The organism is Phenylobacterium sp. P4_E10 (assembly GCF_056401675.1).
The window spans coordinates 140516-156017 of sequence record NZ_JBFUIW010000004.1; the positions used below are offsets into that span (position 1 = coordinate 140516).

Below are 15502 nucleotides of genomic sequence, written 5' to 3' on the forward strand. Positions count from 1 at the left end.
GATCGGATGGCGCGTGGTCGCCTAGGGGGCGGAGCCGACGCAGGCTTTGGTCGCGTGAACCACGGCCTTGCGACGCAAGGTGCGCGCGGTCAGCGCGGGCGGACATTGCAACACTGGCGGCAAAAAGGAAAGCCGCACGACCGCAATGCTGGCGCGTAAGGGCAGGGTTAACCGTTTGTCCACGCCGTTGACCTCTATATGGGGTAGGACTGTACAAAAGTGTAACGGGGCTGCGCGTATGGGCGGCGTTCTCAGAATCCGCGGAAGGGTTGCGCTGGCGGTCGCCGGGGCGATGGTCTGCTGTCTGGCGATCGTGGCCGGGGCGCAAGCCGCCGGGACCAAGGCCGACGTCCTGAAGGTCCGCCTCGGCGGAGATCGCGCCGAAACCCGCATCGTCATCGATCTCGACCACTCCGCCAGCGGCAAGGTGGCGTCCGACGGTTCAGACGATCGCCGAGTGGTCATGAACCTGCCGGGCGTGTCAGTGGACAGCGAACTGCAGGGCGGGGGCTTGGGCCTCGTGAAGGCCTGGGTGGTGGACGAGACTCCCGGCGGGGCGCGACTGCGCATCGACCTGGCGGCCGACGCCGTCATCAAGCGTCGCTTCCTGCTGCCGCCGGCCGACGGCGTCGCAAATTATCGCTATGTAATCGACCTGGCCGCCAAGGGGCCGGACAGCGTCAAGGTCGTGGCCCAGCCGGGCGCGGCGCGATTCATCTCCGCGGCGGTGAAGCCGGCCAAGTCGGCGCTGCCGCTCAAGAAGGTCGTGGTCATCGACGCTGGCCACGGGGGCAAGGACCCCGGCGCCAAGGGCGCGGACGGCAGTGAGAAGGACGTCACCCTGGCCGCCGCGCGGGCCCTGAAGAGCCAGCTCGAGAAGACCGGCCGCTACAAGGTGGTGATGACCCGCGACGCCGACGTCTACGTCGATCACGCCGTGCGGGTGCAGGTCGCCCGCCGCGCCGACGCCGACCTGTTCATCTCGCTGCACGCCGACTCCGGCACCGATCCGAGCCTGCGCGGCGCCAGCGTCTACACCCTGGCCGACCGCGCCACCGGACGCTCGGCCAAGTTCGTCAGCAAGGACGATTGGTTCATGCAGGCCGGCAGCCATGGCGACCATGGGGTTTCGACCATCCTGCTGGACCTGACCCAGCGCATGACCCGCAACCGCTCGGCGACCTTCGCCGAGGTGCTGCTGAACCGGGTCAGCGACCATCAGCCGCTGCTGCGGCGGAGCCATCGCGAGGCCGGGCTGGCGGTGCTGCTGGCGCCGGACGTGCCGGCGGTGTTGCTGGAAATGGGCTTCATCACCAACACCGCCGACGAGGCCGTGCTGCGCGACCCCGGTCGCCGTACGCGGCTGATGGGTTCGGTGACCGAGGCCATCGACGACTACTTCGGACAGACCACTCAGCTCGCTTCGCGCTAAGCTGACGCAGGGCCGTTGGCGCCCGGCGCGATGCACGCTAGACCAGCCCATCGGACGGGGCTCGCCCCGCGGAGGTCGGTCAGTTTGAAGCCCCCCGAAAGATGGATTGCGGTCGCCGGGGTGACGGTGCTGAGCGCTATTGCGCTGGCCGGATTCGCCATCGCCATCTATGCCGCCTGGCTCTTCCACGACATGCCCGACGCCTCGGATCTGGCCGACTACCGGCCGCCGACGGCGACGCGCGCCTATGCGTGGGACGGGGTGCTGATCGGCGAGTTTTCGCGCGAACGCCGCATCTATGTGCCGTACGACAACATCCCGCCGCACCTGGCCCAGGCGTTCCTGGCCGCCGAGGACCGCAACTTCTTCAGCCATGGCGGCGTCGACGCCATGGGCCTGACCCGGGCGATGGCGAAGAACGTGATCAACGCGGTCAACGGTCGGCGCCTGGAAGGCGGTTCGACCATCACGCAGCAGGTGGCCAAGAACGTCCTGCTGACCAGCGACGCCACCGTGGGCCGCAAGCTCAAGGAAGCGATCCTGGCCGGGCGGCTGGAGCAGACGCTCAACAAGGAGCAGATCCTCGAGCTCTATCTGAACGAGATTTGGCTCGGCTACCGCTCCTATGGGGTCGGCGCGGCCGCCTATAACTACTTCGGCAAGTCGATCACCGACCTCACCCTGGCCGAGGCCGCCTATCTGGCGGCGCTGCCCAAGGGGCCGGACAACTATCATCCGATCCGCCGCAAGTCGCAGGCGATCGCCCGCCGAAACTGGGTGCTGGACCAGATGGCCGATCTCGGCTGGGCCGACCGCGCCGCGGTCGAGGCGGCCAAGAAAGAGGACCTGAAGGTCCAGAAGGCCCCGACCCGCGCCAAGTACCGGGACGCCGACTTCTTCGTCGAGGAAGTGCGCCAGCGGGGCCTGGCCACGCTCGGCCAGCGCCTCAACGAGGGCGGCTACTACATGCGCACGACGCTGGACCCGCAGCTGCAGACGGCCGCCCGTGTCGCACTGATGAACGGCCTGGAGCAATACGACCGCCGGCACGGCTGGCGCGGAGCCTGGGGTCATGTCGACACCGCCGAGGGCTGGGAGCAGGTCGCCAAGCAGAAGAGCCAGCCGGCCGAGCGCCGCGACTGGCGCGCCGCCCTGATCACCGACGCCTCCGGCGGCAATGTCCGGGTGCGGCTGGCGGGAGACGGGACCACTGGCTCCATCGTCGAGCAGGACGTGGCCTGGGCCAGGGCCGGCAAGGGCCTGAAGTCCGGCGACCTGATCTTCGTCGAGCCGGCGGAGGGCGGCGGCTTCCGCCTGCGCCAGGTGCCGCAGGTGAACGGCGCGCTGGTGGCCATGGAGCCCAATTCGGGCCGGGTGCTGGCCATGGTCGGCGGCTATTCGTTCTCGCTGTCGAACTTCAACCGCGCCACTCAGGCGATGCGCCAGCCGGGTTCGGCCTTCAAGCCGATCGTCTATGCGGCGGCCCTGGAGAGCGGCTACACGCCATCGAGCGTGGTCATGGACTCGGCGATCACCCTGCGCGGCGCGGCTGGCCAGGACTGGTCGCCGGAGAACTACAACAAGCGCTATTACGGCGCCCTGACCCTGCGGCGCGGGCTTGAGCTGTCACGCAACGCCATGACCGTGCGCCTGGCCCAAGGCGTCGGCATGAAGCGGATCAGCGAACTCGCCGTGAAGATGGGCGTGGTCAAGAAGATGGACAAAGTCCTGGCCATGGCGCTCGGGGCGGGGGAAACCACGCCGTTCAAGCTGACCGCGGCCTACGCGACCTTCGTCAACGGTGGCCGGCGGATCGAACCGCACCTGATCGAGCTGGTCCAGGACCGCAACGGCGAGACCATCTTCCGCGCCGACAAGCGCGACTGCCCGCGCTGCGAGGTCGGGTTCAACGGCGACGAGAGCCCGCGCGTCCCGCCCGGCGGCGAGCAGGTGATGGATCCGATCACCGCCTATCAGATCACCTCGATGCTGCAGGGCGTGGTCCAACGCGGCACGGCCGTCCAGGCTTCGTCGCTCGGCCGCCCGGTCGGCGGCAAGACCGGCACCACCAACGAGTACCGCAGCGCCTGGTTCGTCGGCTTCACGCCACAGATCGTGGCCGGGGTGTTCGTCGGCTTTGACGACAACCGCAGCCTGGGCGACGGAGAGACCGGGACCACGGCGGCGGTGCCGATCTTCGTCGAGTTCATGGCCGAGGCCACCAAGAACCTGCCGAAGGACGAGTTCAAGGCGCCCAAGAACGCCAAGTTCGCTACGGTCCGCGGCATCCGCGAGGCATTCCGCCCGGGCACGGAGCCCAAGGTGGCGATCGCGCCGGCCAGCCCGCCGATCGGCGGCCCGCAGCCCTACAGCCAGGTCTGGCCGGACGGGAAACTGACGACGCCGGCTCCGTCGTCGGCCGCACCGCCGCCGAAGAAGAAGGACGACATGTCGGGGCTCTACTAGCCGCGAGGCATTGTAATACCCCCCGGCGCGCGCTATCTGCCGCGGCCCCAGAACACTTCTGGTTCGGAGATTCCCATGAGAGCGGATGTCGAGGCCTCCAAGGCCGACATCGAGCAGTCGATCGAACTGCTCAGGAGGCGACTTTGACTGGGAACCGGCCCTAAGAAAGCTCGATGAGCTGAACGCCCGCGTCGAGGATCCCACCCTGTGGAACGACGCCACCGCCGCTCAGGCGCTTACCCGCGAACGCTCCAAGCTGGCCGCCTCGGTCGAGGCCGTCCGATCGCTTGAGCGCGACCTCGCCGACGCCGTCGGCTACGCAGAGATGGCGGACGAGGAAGGCGACGAAGCCTCGCTCGAGGAAGCCCGGGGGCAGCTCAAGGCCATCAAGGAGCGCGCCGCGCGCGCCGAACTGGAAGCGCTGCTTTCAGGTGAGGCCGACGGCAACGACGCCTTCGTGGAAATCAATTCCGGCGCCGGCGGCACCGAGTCCAACGACTGGGCCGGCATGCTGCTGCGCATGTACAGCCGTTGGGCCAACGCCCACGGCATGAGCGTCGATTTCCTCGAGGAGACGTCCGGCGAACAGGCCGGCATCAAGTCGGTCACCCTGCAGATCAAGGGCCCGAACGCCTACGGCTGGCTGAAGAGCGAGGCCGGCGTACACCGTCTGGTGCGCATCTCGCCGTACGACGCGGCGGCCAAGCGGCACACCAGCTTCGCCTCGGTCTGGGTCTATCCGGTGGTCGACGACACCATCGAGATCGACATCAATCCCTCCGACGTGCGCACCGACACTTACCGGGCCTCGGGCGCCGGCGGTCAGCACATCAACAAGACCGACTCCGCGGTCCGCCTGACGCACATTCCAACCAACGTGGTGGTGGCCTGTCAGATGGGCCGCTCGCAGCACCAGAACCGTGAAGAAGCCTGGAAGATGCTGCGCGCGCGGCTCTACGAGCTGGAGCTGCAGAAGCGCGAGGCCGAGGCTCAGGCCATGAACGACCTGAAGACCGACATCGGCTGGGGCCACCAGATCCGCTCTTATGTCCTGCAGCCGTACCAGATGGTGAAGGACCTGCGGACCAACGTCGAGACCTCCGACACCCAAGGGGTGCTGGACGGCGATCTCGACGAGTTCATGGGCGCGGCGCTGGCGCAGAGCGTCGGTTCGACCCGGGACGGGGCAGGGGCCTGACGCCAGCAGTCACGCTCTAGCGGAGCGCGACGAGCGCGGCCTTGAGTTCGCGCGCCTGGGCGGTCAGGGATTGATTGACCACCAACAGGTCGCGGAGCCGATCGACGTGGGCCGCGAACTCCGGCTTCAACCGGCCTGACGCGGGATCATAGGCGGCGCTGTGATCCGCTCCGAGGGTGAAGACCCTTTGCTCGGTGAAGTCGTTGTAGCGCAGGTAGCGTTCGCCATACGATTCCTGGCGCGTGTAGAAGAGCGACAGGCTGAAGAACAGCCTGGGCTCCAGCGCTTTGGCTGCGCCGGTGGAGACGACACCGTCCCAGGCGCGGACCGGCGGACGTTCGGAGTCTCGCTCGCGATAGACCGGAATGGGCGGCTGCTGGTGGCGCGCGATCGCGGCGTCGAAGGTGGCGAGCTTGCCTGAGACCTCGCGGCGGAACGCCTCGTTGTGGGCGACCAAGTCGTCCAAGGTTGGCGCCAGGGCGGCGATCATGCTGCGCCGATAGGTCTCCTCCTCGGACTGCCGGCGCATGGCCTCCAGCCCGAAGGCGGCCGTGACGCCGATGAAGACGATTACTGTCTCGAAGAAGATGCGTCCGATCAGGCTGTGACGCCGGCCGAGCCATTCCCGCACTGCCGCCGACCACTTCCGCATCCGCCACCCCCCGCTCTGCAAGAAGTGATAACACCGAAATGCGAAGCGGCGGCAATTCCGGGGCGCAAATGAAACGGAGCGCCAAGGCTCAGTTTGCATTTGCATGCGTATCGGCGTTCGATCTCCGCATAGGGGTCTGGAAATGCAGAAGGTCCATTGCGAGTGGGGGCTGAACGGGGTCGAGATGCTGCGTGACCGCTCTGCGGTCGTGATCATCGTCGATATCCTGTCCTTCTCCACGGCCGTGGACGTGGCCGTGCACCGCAAGGCGCGGATCCATCCCTTCGCCTACGGCGACGAGGACGCAGCCCGCGCCGAGGCCGAACGGGTCGGCGCACGGCTGGCGGCGAGCCGCAAGGCGGGCGGCCAACTCAGCCTGTCGCCGGCCAGCCTCATGAAGCTCAATCCAGGAGAGCGGCTGTTGCTGCCGTCGCCGAACGGGTCGCGGCTGTCCCTGGCCTGCGGCCGGGCGACCGTGCTGGCCGGGTGCCTGCGAAACGCCAGCGCGGTGGCGGCCAAGGCCCTGGCCCTGGCTGGGCGAGAGGACATCGCGGTGATCCCCGCCGGCGAGCGCTGGCCGGACGGCTCCCTTCGCCCGGCGATCGAGGACTGGATCGGCGCTGGCGCGGTGATCGAAGCGCTGGGCTTCGACGGCGAGACCGAGGCGGTCGTGGCGCGCGATGCGTTCCGGGCGGCACGGCCGCACCTGACGGCGACCCTGCGCACCTGCCGCTCAGGCGTGGAGCTGATCGAGCGCGAGCACGCCCTCGACGTCGATATCGCCGCAGAGCTGGACGTCAGCCATTGCGCCCCGGTGCTACGGGGCGGCGCCTACGAGGATGCGGCTTAGGCGCTCTGGGCCTCGGGCTCGGGCGCAGCGAGCGCCACTGGAGCGGGGCGCTGGAACTTCAGGCTGCGGCCCTGGAAGAACGCGCCGGTCTCCACCGACAGTTGCTCGTGGGTGATGTCGCCGTCCACATAGGCGGTGCCGAACAGGCGCACCTGCTTGGCGGTGATGGCGCCGATCACCCGACCGCGGATGTCGACGATGTCGGCGTGGACCGTGCCTTCGATGTGGCCGGTGTCGCCCAGGGTCAGGCGGCCGGCGCGGACGTCGCCGCGGATGACGCCATCGACGTGCAGGTCGCCTTCGCCAGCGATGCCGCCCTCGAAGGTGATGTCCTGGCTGATCAGTGAAGCTGGCAGCGGCGCCTTGCGGGACGGATCGCCTACTGCAGTCGAGGTGGACATATCGGAAGCCTTTTCCGGCTTAGCCGCCTTGGAGAACATAATCGCCCGCCTTCACAAAACGCGACGGGTTCTGGGCCCGACCATTGACCCAGACCTCGTAATGCAGGTGCGGTCCGGTGGACCGACCCGTGGAACCCATGCCGCCGATGCGCGTGCCGACGGCGACCCGCTGGCCCGGCCGGACCCCGATCGCCTGCAGATGGGCGTACCGGGTCTTGAAGCCGCGACCGTGGTCGATCTCGATGGTGTTGCCGTAGCCCGAGCGCACGCCGGTGAACGAGACCACGCCGGGCGCGGTGGAATAGATCGGCGTCCGCGTAGGGCCGGCGAAGTCGAGGCCCGAATGGAAGGCGGGCCTGCGGGTGAAAGGATCGAACCGCACGCCGTAGCTGCTGGTCTGCGCCGCTGCGGTCGTCGGGCGCGAGAATGGCAGCTTGGACGCCGCATCGGCCAGGGCGCCGGCTTCCGAGAGATTGGTGGCGGCGTGCTGGATGCGGCCGGCGAAGTCCTCGTCCACGTCGAGCACGGCGGCTAGGGCGCGGGGATCCTTGGCCTCGATCAGCGGCCCTCCCAGCGAGCCGGCCTTGGGCATGTAGGAGGAGGGCGTCAGGCCGGCCAGGCGGAAGGCCAGGCGGACACGGTCGGCGCGGGTCTTGGCGAAGTCGTCGGCGGCGTCGATCAGGCGTTCCTGGCCGGCGCGGACCAGTTCGATGCGGCGGAGCGGGCCGACCTCGGCCGAGGCGCTGGCAGCCTTGGCGATCGCCGGGGTGAGGGCCGCCTGCGCGCCCGGTTCGCCCTTGAATTCGGTGAGCAGCATGGCCAGCGCGGCGTGGCGACGCTCGACCATTGCGGCCATCGCGCCAATGCCGCCCTCGGCGGCCGTCAGTTGCACCATGGCGCTGTTGAGGCGGGCTTCGCGGTCGGCGACCAAGCGTTCGGACTTGGCCTGCATGCGGGCCAGTTCCTGGTCATGGCTAGAGACGGCCATAGCGTTGACCATCATCGCCGCGGTGCTGACCCCCATCCAAAGTGCGCCGGCGGCGACCCCTCCGGCGATCGCCATCTGGCGGCCGGTGGTGAGGACGAAGGAACGCATTTCACCGCCGGAGCGGATGTAGAGATGTCGCTCTGGGAACAGCTCTACAAACGATCGGCGAAGGCGCGCAAAGCGTGTCATGCTCACCGTATCGGTTACGGAAAACTCGGGAACGCCGCGATATGCGATGAGATTTGGGGAGCGTGCAAGGCCCTTCGCGCTGCAACGTGCGCGAGCCGAGCGGCGTCCAAGTCTTACTGTTCGTGGTTAACAACGCCTGAACGGCAACGCTAGCCAGCGAGGAAAAACCGCGCTGCCCCTGGAGGGATAAAGGGGCCACGCGACAATTCTACAACAGACGGCGGAGGGCGGGGTTCCGTCACGTCGCGGTGTGAACGGCCTAGCTCTGCGGCGAGGGGCCGCAGCCGCAAAGCTTAACCATTAAAGGGATTGTGCAGCTTTCAGCACCTCGGCGGCATGGCCGGGGACCCGCACCTTGCGCCAGATTCGGGCGAATTTGCCGTCCGGACCGATCAGGAATGTCGAGCGGTCGACGCCCATGTACTTGCGGCCATAGAGGGTCTTTTCGCCCCAGGATCCGTAGGCTTCGATCATCGCGGCCTCGGGGTCCGAGGCCAGCGGCACCGCCAGATCATACTTGGCTGTAAATTTCGCGTGACTGGCCAAGCTATCCTTCGAAACGCCAAGCAGGGCGACCCCCGCCTTGGCGAAGTCCGCGGCCAGGGCGGTGAACTCCTGGGCTTCCTTGGTGCAGCCGGCGGTGTCGTCCTTCGGATAGAAATAGACCACCAGCGGCTTGCCCGCGAAGTCGGACAGCTTCACCGGCCCGGCGGCGCCCTGCAGTTCGAAAGCCGGTGCGGCGGCGCCCTCGGTCACGGTGGTCATGGATATCGTCCTGGCTGGCTCGGTAGGGCACATTTGCCCGCGGCCGGGTTTCGTCAAGGGGGACGGCGACTACTGGTAGAGGCGGTCTCAGCGCATGCGAAGAGAGGCCAGGATGACGAAGGTGGCGGGGCGCGCGGTCCCCGCCCGATGGTCGATGCTCCTCGTCACCCGGCCCCCCGGCGGTTGGCTAGATCGGCTTTACGAGCACGATCTTCTTCTTGCCGGCGGCGAGCTTCACGACCCCGTCGACTAGGTCGGCGGACGTGATCATGCGGCCAGCGTCAGACTCGGCCTTGTCATTGACCCGCAGGCCGCCGCCCTGGGCAAGGCGGCGAGCCTCGCCGCGGGAACCGGCCAGTCCGGCGTCAGCCGCCAGGGCGGCCAGCATGACGCCGGCCTCCAGGTCGGCCGACGGGACCTCGTGGGTTGGCATGTCGCCGGACACCGAACCGACCTCGAAGGCCACGCGCGCGGCCTCGGAGGCGGCGTTTGCGGCCTCCTCGCCGTGCAGCATCCGGGTGGCCTCGTTGGCCAGCACCTTCTTGGCCTCGTTGATGTCGGCGCCTTGCATGGCCTCGTAGCGGGCGACCTCGTCCAAGGGCAGGTCGGTGAACAGGCGCATGAAGCGGCCGACGTCGGCGTCCTCGGTGTTGCGCCAGAACTGCCAGTAGTCGTACGGGCTGCGCATGTCGGCGTTGAGCCACACGGCGCCGCCCACCGTCTTGCCCATCTTCACGCCCGAGGCGGTGGAGAGCAGGGGCGTGGTCAGGCCGAATGACGCCTTCTGGTCGACGCGGCGGATCAGCTCCACCCCGTTGACGATGTTGCCCCACTGGTCGGAGCCGCCCATCTGCAGCAGGCAGCCGTGCTTACGCGCCAGCTCCAGGAAGTCGACCGACTGCATGAGCATGTAGTTGAATTCGAGGAAGGTCATCGGCTGCTCGCGCTCGAGCCGCGCCTTGACGCTCTCGAAGGCCAGCATGCGGTTGACCGTGAAATGAAGGCCGTAGTTCCGCAGGAACTCGACGTAGCCGAACTTCGACAGCCACTCGTCGTTGTCGACCATGATCGCGTCGGTCGGACCGTCGCCGAAGGTCAGGAACTTCGCAAATACCGTCTTGATCGAGGCGATGTTCGTTTGGATTTGCTCGTCGGTGAGCAGTGGGCGCGACTGGTCCTTGTCGGTGGGGTCGCCGACCTTGGTGGTGCCGCCGCCCATCAGCACGATGGGCTTGTGCCCCGCCTGCTGCAGACGGCGCAGCATCATGATCTGGATCAGGCTGCCCACGTGCAGGCTGGCCGCGGTGGCGTCGAACCCGATGTAGCCGGTGACCACCTTGCTGGCGGCGGCCTCGTCCAGTTCCACCGGATGGGTGATCTGATGGATGTAGCCGCGCTCCTGCATGACGCGCAGCAGGCTGGACTTGAACGGTTGATCGGACATGGGCTTTGACTCAGAAGTTTGAGGTGGGCGCTCTAGCACTTCGGGCGGCATCTGACAGGCTCCTATTCGGCGGCAGGCCGGAGACCGTCTCGTCTTGGGGGATGCGGCGCCGACCTTTCAGGGGTGGCGCAAGAGGATATCCGCGCCTGCTCTAGGGCAGGCGGTAATAGCGACCGGCGATGGTGGCGCGGATGATCATGCCTCTAGCTACGGCTCGCGCGGCATGGCAGTCAAGCTCGCATGCGAGTTCTGGGGTTCATGACCGGCACCTCCCTGGACGCCTGCGACATGGCGATCCTGGAGACCGACGGCGAAACGATTTCCGCTTTCGGACCGGCCGGCGAGCGCAAATTGAGCGAGGAGACGCGGGCCATCGTCCTGGAGGCGACCCAGGCCGCGTTCGGTTGGGCGCGCGAGGCGCCGGAGCCGGATGTGTTCAAGGCCGCCGCCGCTGTGGTGGCGCGCGAGCACTTCGAGGCGGCTCAGGAGTTCCTGGCCGCCCAGGGGCTTTCCTTTCCCGACATCGACCTGATGGGCATGCACGGCCAGACCGTGCTGCACGAGCGCCCGCAGGATGGTCGCGTCGGCCGTACGGTGCAGCTCGGCGACGCCCAATGGCTGGCGGACGCGACCGACGTGCCCGTCGCCTACGACTTCCGCACCGCCGACGTGGCGGCCGGCGGGGAAGGCGCGCCGCTGGCCCCGATCTATCATCTGGCGCGGGCCCAGGCTTCGGGCATGTCGGCGCCGCTGGCGGTGCTGAACGTCGGCGGCGTGGCCAATGTGACCTTCTGGTCCGGCGGCGAAGAGATCGCGGCCTTCGACACTGGCCCTGGCAACGGCATGATCGACCTGCTGATGCAGACGCGCGGGGCCGGCCGCTATGACCCTGACGGCAAGTACGCCAGCGTCGGCCAGGTGGACGAGGGCGTGCTCAACGGCCTGCTCGCCCATCCCTATTTCCAGGCTCCGCCGCCGAAGTCGCTGGACCGCTACGACTTCCCGATGGAGCCGCTGGAGGCGTTGCGGCTCGAGGATGCGGCCGCGACCTTGGTGGCCTTCACGGCTGAGGCGCTGAAGCTCGGCTTCGAGCTTATGGGCGGCGCGCCCACTGAACTGATCGTCTGCGGCGGCGGGCGTCACAACCCGGTGCTGATGAAGGCCTTCGCCGAGCGGCTGACGGTTCCGGTGACGCGGGCCGAGGATCATGGCTGGCGCGGGGATTCGATCGAGGCCGAGGCCTTCGCCTATCTGGCGGCCCGCACGGCGCGGGGTCTGCCGATTTCATTTCCAAAGACCACGGGCGTCGCTGCGCCCATGACCGGCGGGCGCATCGCCCGACCAACGGCCTAAAACAGGAGCATTCATGTCGAAGAGGGTTTGGCTGGCGGGCGTCGCCGCAGCTGTGGCGATGTCGGGGACCGCGTTTGGCCAGGAGGCGCCGCCTGCGCCCAAGCCCTATGACGCCGCGGTGTTCGCCAAGGCGGCGGCCCTGCAGCCGAAGGTGATCGCCTGGCGCCGCGATTTCCATGAGCATCCCGAGCTCTCCAACAACGAAGTGCGGACTGCCAAGATCGTCGCCGATCACCTGCACAAGCTGGGCTTCGAGGTGCGCACCGGCGTCGGCAAGACCGGCGTGGTCGGCGTCCTGAAGGGTGCCAAGCCCGGCAAGGTCGTCGCCCTGCGAGCCGACATGGACGCCCTGCCGGTGGCCGAGCAGACCGGCCTGCCGTTCGCCTCCAAGGTCACCTCCCAGTACATGGGCCAGACCGTGCCGGTGATGCATGCCTGCGGCCATGACAGCCACGTCGCGATCCTGATGGGCACGGCCGAGATCCTGGCCGGCATGAAGGACCAGATCGAAGGCACGGTGGTCTTCATCTTCCAGCCGGCTGAAGAAGGCGCGCCCCCGGGTGAAGAAGGCGGCGCGTCGCTGATGATCAAGGAAGGCGTGCTGAAGACGCCCAAGGTCGACGCAATCTTCGGCCTGCACGCCTTCCCGGGCCCGGTCGGCGCGCTGGTCTGGCGTCCTGGCCCCATGATGGCCGCCTCCGACCGCTTCGACATCCAGCTGAAGGGCAAGCAGGCCCACGGCTCGATGCCCTGGCAGGGGATCGACATGTCGTCGCTGACCGCCGACATCGTGACCGCCTTCAACCAGATCACCTCGCGGCAGATCAATGTCTCCAAGACCCCGACGGTCCTGACCGTGGCCACGCTGCACGGCGGGCTGCGCTACAACATCATCCCGGAAGACATGACCATGACCGGGACCCTGCGGACCTTCGACCCGGGTATGCGCACCGACGTGATGGGCCGGGCCGAAAAGGCGGTGACCTCGATCTCCGAGCGCTACGGCGCCACCGGCAAGCTCAACTGGGGCCAACCCAACCCGGTCACCGACAACAACCGCGACCTGAGCGCGCAGATGCGCCCGACCTTGGCCCGCGCCGCGCAAGGCCAGTTCCAGGACGACATCGACTACATCATGGGCGCTGAGGACTTCTCGTACTTCCAGAAGGAAGTCCCGGGCTTCTTCTACCACCTGGGCGTCGGCAACCCGAAGGGCGGCAACCACTCGCCGTTCTTCGACGTCGACGAGAAGGCCATGGAAGTGGGCGTGCGCGCCCAGGCGCTGATGGCGCTGGACTATCTGAAGGGCAGCTAGGCGAAAGAATAAGGCCGAGGCGTTCGCCTCGGCCTTTTGTCTTAGATCGGATCGGCTTCGATCCGTTTGTCGAGATAGGCGCCGACGCGCTTTTCGACGTCGGGCAGGTTCTCGGCCCAGAAGTGGGTGGCGCCGTCGACGACCTCGTGGTCGATGACGATGCCCTTCTGGGTGCGCAGCTTGGAGACCACGCGCTCGACCTCCACCGGCGGCACGACGGTGTCGGCGCTGCCGTGCAGGATCAGGCCCGAGGCTGGGCAGGGCGCCAGGAAGCTGAAGTCGTACATGTTGGTCGGCGGCGAGACGCTGATGAAGCCGTCCGTCTCCGGGCGGCGCATCAAGAGCTGCATGCCGATCCAGGCGCCGAACGAGTAGCCGGCGACCCAGCACTGCGAAGCGGCCGGATTGGTCGACTGCAGCCAATCGAGCGCCGTGGCCGCGTCGGCCAGCTCGCCGATGCCCGAGTCGAACTCGCCCTGGCTGCGGCCGACGCCGCGGAAATTGAAGCGCAGGGTCGAGAAGCCCCGCTTCATGAACAGATGGAAGAGCTGCACCGCCACAGGGTGATTCATCTGCCCGCCGGCCTTGGGATGCGGGTGCAGGATCAGCGCGATAGGCGCCGTCGGGCTCTTGCCCTGGGTGTATCGGCCCTCGATCCGCCCGGCCGCGCCGGTCAGAACCACTTCTGGCATGCCATTCCTCTCGTCAGGCGCGGCGTCCGAATACTTGACTAACGCGCTCGGTCTTCCTAAGTCGCGACCGTCGGCCGGTTCCGGCGACAAGCCCCGTGCAAGCCGGGGCCTGTAACATACGGGCCGTGGCAAATGCTCGAAAAAAAGCATTCGGGCAGCTTAAGCTTGTAGGAGCAACATGCGTCTTTCGACTAAGGGACGATATGCGGTGATGGCCATGGCCGACCTCGCGCGCCGGCAGGCCGCGTTGGCGGAAGGCGATCGCGCGGTCACCTTGGCTGAAATCGCCACGCGCCAGCAGATCTCGCTCTCCTATCTGGAACAGCTTTTCGCCCGCTTACGGCGCCGTGGCCTGGTCAAGAGCCTGCGCGGACCGGGGGGCGGCTATCGGCTCGCCAAGAGCGCCGAACAGACCAACATCGCCGACATTGTCCTGGCCGTGGACGAACCGCTGCGCGCGACGCGCTGCGGGACCCAGGGCAAGGGCTGCATGCTCAAGGGCGAGCGGTGCATGACCCACGATCTCTGGGAAGAGATGGGCAGGCACCTGGAAAGCTATCTTGCCTCCGTCTCCCTGGCCGACCTGGTCAGCGGCCGTCTTGCGCCCCACGAGGAGGCGGCATGAGCGGCGTGTACCTGGATTACAACGCCAGCGCGTCGATCCGCCCCGAGGCGGTCGAGGCGATGAACCGCGCCCTTGCGGCCGGCGGCAACCCCTCGTCCGTGCACGCCAGCGGCCGCGCCGCGCGCGCCCTGGTCGAGGACGCTCGGAACGCCGTGGCGGCCCTGATCGGCGGCCCGGCCTCTACCGTGGTGTTCACCTCGGGCGGCACGGAAGCCAATGCGCTGGCCATCGACAGCGCCGTGGCCACCGGTTCAAAGCGTCTGATCGTCAGCGCCATCGAGCACGACAGCGTGCTGGAGAGCGCCAAGGCCAGCGGCGCGCAGGTGGAAGTGCTGCCGGTGGCGGCGGATGGAACAGCTGACCTCGCCTGGCTCGCCGAGCGGCTAGGCCGCTGGGAGGTAGCCGATGGCCGCCCGTTCGTGGCGCTGATGCACGCCAACAACGAGACCGGCGTCATCCAGCCGGTTCGCGAGGCCTCCGAGATCGTCCGCGCCGCCGAGGGTTGGCTGCACGTCGACGCCATCCAGAGCGCCGGCAAGATCATGACCGACAGCCGAGCCCTGGGCGCCGACACCCTGGTGGTCTCGGCGCACAAGCTCGGTGGTCCGCAGGGCGTGGGCGCCCTGACATTCGGCCCGCGCGCCACACTGGTGCGCCGCCAGCACGGTGGCGGGCAGGAACGCGGCCGTCGGGCCGGCACCGAGAATGTCGCGGGGATCGTCGGCTTCGGCGCGGCGGCCTTGGCCGCCTTGCGGGATCGCCAGATCGAGGCCGGCTGGCGCGACGGGGCGGCGGCGCGGCTGAAGGCCGCAGGCGCCATAGTAATGGGCGAGGCCTCGCCACGCCTGGGCAATACGCTCTGCGTCGCGACCCCCGGCTGGGGTTCGGAACTGCAGGTCATGGCCCTGGATCTGGCCGGGATCATGGTCAGCGCCGGCTCCGCCTGCTCGTCGGGCAAGGTGAAGGCCAGCCATGTGCTGAGCGCCATGGGGCAGGGCGACCTTGCCGCAAGCGCGATCCGGGTGTCGGGCGGCTGGGCCACCACCGAAGAAGACTGGGCGGCGTTCGCGCGCGCCTGGGAACAAGTTCATTCCCGTCACGCCGCGCGTCAACGCGCGCCGGCGGCGTGAGG

The 15502-nt window shown here is 68.0% G+C and carries 14 protein-coding genes; 8 read left to right on the forward strand and 6 right to left on the reverse strand.

What is annotated here, in order from left to right:
* Nucleotides 1–238: 238 nt before the first annotated feature.
* The 3 genes from AC1DQJ_RS06370 to prfB all read left to right on the forward strand — a co-directional run bounded on the left by AC1DQJ_RS06370 (nucleotide 239) and on the right by prfB (nucleotide 5096).
* A complete protein-coding gene (locus AC1DQJ_RS06370) occupies nucleotides 239–1432 on the forward strand; it encodes an N-acetylmuramoyl-L-alanine amidase family protein (protein WP_477601392.1) in 1194 nt (397 codons plus the stop codon).
* A gap of 30 nt (nucleotides 1433–1462) precedes the next feature.
* A complete protein-coding gene (locus AC1DQJ_RS06375) occupies nucleotides 1463–3898 on the forward strand; it encodes a penicillin-binding protein 1A (RefSeq protein ID WP_477601394.1) in 2436 nt (811 codons plus the stop codon).
* 75 nt (nucleotides 3899–3973) lie between these two features.
* Nucleotides 3974–5096, forward strand: a protein-coding gene (gene prfB / locus AC1DQJ_RS06380; protein WP_477601396.1) for a peptide chain release factor 2 whose coding sequence is annotated in 2 segments (ribosomal slippage) — nucleotides 3974–4042 and nucleotides 4044–5096 — 1122 coding nt in all. Because the reading frame shifts where the segments join, the coding sequence is not laid out codon by codon here.
* A 16-nt stretch (nucleotides 5097–5112) separates the two neighbouring features.
* Here prfB and AC1DQJ_RS06385 read toward each other — a convergent pair.
* Complete coding sequence (locus AC1DQJ_RS06385) at nucleotides 5113–5748, reverse strand: hypothetical protein (protein WP_477601397.1); 636 nt, start codon at nucleotides 5746–5748, stop codon at nucleotides 5113–5115.
* Nucleotides 5749–5890: 142 nt separating this feature from the next.
* Here AC1DQJ_RS06385 and AC1DQJ_RS06390 point away from each other — a divergent pair, with 142 nt between their 5' ends.
* Nucleotides 5891–6598, forward strand: coding sequence for a 2-phosphosulfolactate phosphatase (locus tag AC1DQJ_RS06390; protein ID WP_477601399.1), 708 nt, complete (start codon nucleotides 5891–5893; stop codon nucleotides 6596–6598).
* Here AC1DQJ_RS06390 and AC1DQJ_RS06395 read toward each other — a convergent pair.
* From AC1DQJ_RS06395 to tyrS, 4 genes are all read right to left on the reverse strand, one after another.
* Entirely contained in the window at nucleotides 6595–7038 is a 444-nt protein-coding gene (locus AC1DQJ_RS06395) for a bactofilin family protein (protein WP_477601401.1), read from the reverse strand. The genes AC1DQJ_RS06390 and AC1DQJ_RS06395 overlap by 4 nt on opposite strands.
* The gene (locus AC1DQJ_RS06400) at nucleotides 7019–8182 is read right to left on the reverse strand and encodes a M23 family metallopeptidase (protein ID WP_477601403.1); all 1164 of its coding nucleotides are present in this window, start codon (nucleotides 8180–8182) and stop codon (nucleotides 7019–7021) included. The genes AC1DQJ_RS06395 and AC1DQJ_RS06400 overlap by 20 nt, the downstream gene beginning before the upstream one ends.
* A gap of 294 nt (nucleotides 8183–8476) precedes the next feature.
* Nucleotides 8477–8941, reverse strand: coding sequence for a peroxiredoxin (locus tag AC1DQJ_RS06405; protein WP_477601405.1), 465 nt, complete (start codon nucleotides 8939–8941; stop codon nucleotides 8477–8479).
* Between the two features lie 187 nt (nucleotides 8942–9128).
* Complete coding sequence (gene tyrS / locus AC1DQJ_RS06410) at nucleotides 9129–10436, reverse strand: tyrosine--tRNA ligase (RefSeq protein WP_477601407.1); 1308 nt, start codon at nucleotides 10434–10436, stop codon at nucleotides 9129–9131.
* Between the two features lie 189 nt (nucleotides 10437–10625).
* Between tyrS and AC1DQJ_RS06415 the strand changes: the two genes are divergently transcribed.
* On the forward strand, nucleotides 10626–11738 hold the full coding sequence (locus tag AC1DQJ_RS06415; RefSeq protein ID WP_477601409.1) for an anhydro-N-acetylmuramic acid kinase: 1113 nt from the start codon (nucleotides 10626–10628) through the stop codon (nucleotides 11736–11738).
* Between the two features lie 13 nt (nucleotides 11739–11751).
* Nucleotides 11752–13053, forward strand: coding sequence for an amidohydrolase (locus AC1DQJ_RS06420; RefSeq protein WP_477601410.1), 1302 nt, complete (start codon nucleotides 11752–11754; stop codon nucleotides 13051–13053).
* Between the two features lie 41 nt (nucleotides 13054–13094).
* On the opposite strand, the gene AC1DQJ_RS06425 is transcribed toward AC1DQJ_RS06420, so the two are convergent.
* The gene (locus tag AC1DQJ_RS06425; protein ID WP_477601412.1) at nucleotides 13095–13745 is read right to left on the reverse strand and encodes an alpha/beta hydrolase; all 651 of its coding nucleotides are present in this window, start codon (nucleotides 13743–13745) and stop codon (nucleotides 13095–13097) included.
* Nucleotides 13746–13923: 178 nt separating this feature from the next.
* Between AC1DQJ_RS06425 and AC1DQJ_RS06430 the strand changes: the two genes are divergently transcribed.
* Nucleotides 13924–14370, forward strand: a complete 447-nt coding sequence (locus AC1DQJ_RS06430; RefSeq protein WP_477601414.1) for an Rrf2 family transcriptional regulator — start codon at nucleotides 13924–13926, stop codon at nucleotides 14368–14370.
* The gene (locus AC1DQJ_RS06435) at nucleotides 14367–15500 is read left to right on the forward strand and encodes a cysteine desulfurase family protein (RefSeq protein ID WP_477601416.1); all 1134 of its coding nucleotides are present in this window, start codon (nucleotides 14367–14369) and stop codon (nucleotides 15498–15500) included. Before AC1DQJ_RS06430 ends, AC1DQJ_RS06435 begins: the two co-directional genes overlap by 4 nt.
* Nucleotides 15501–15502 lie beyond the last annotated feature (2 nt).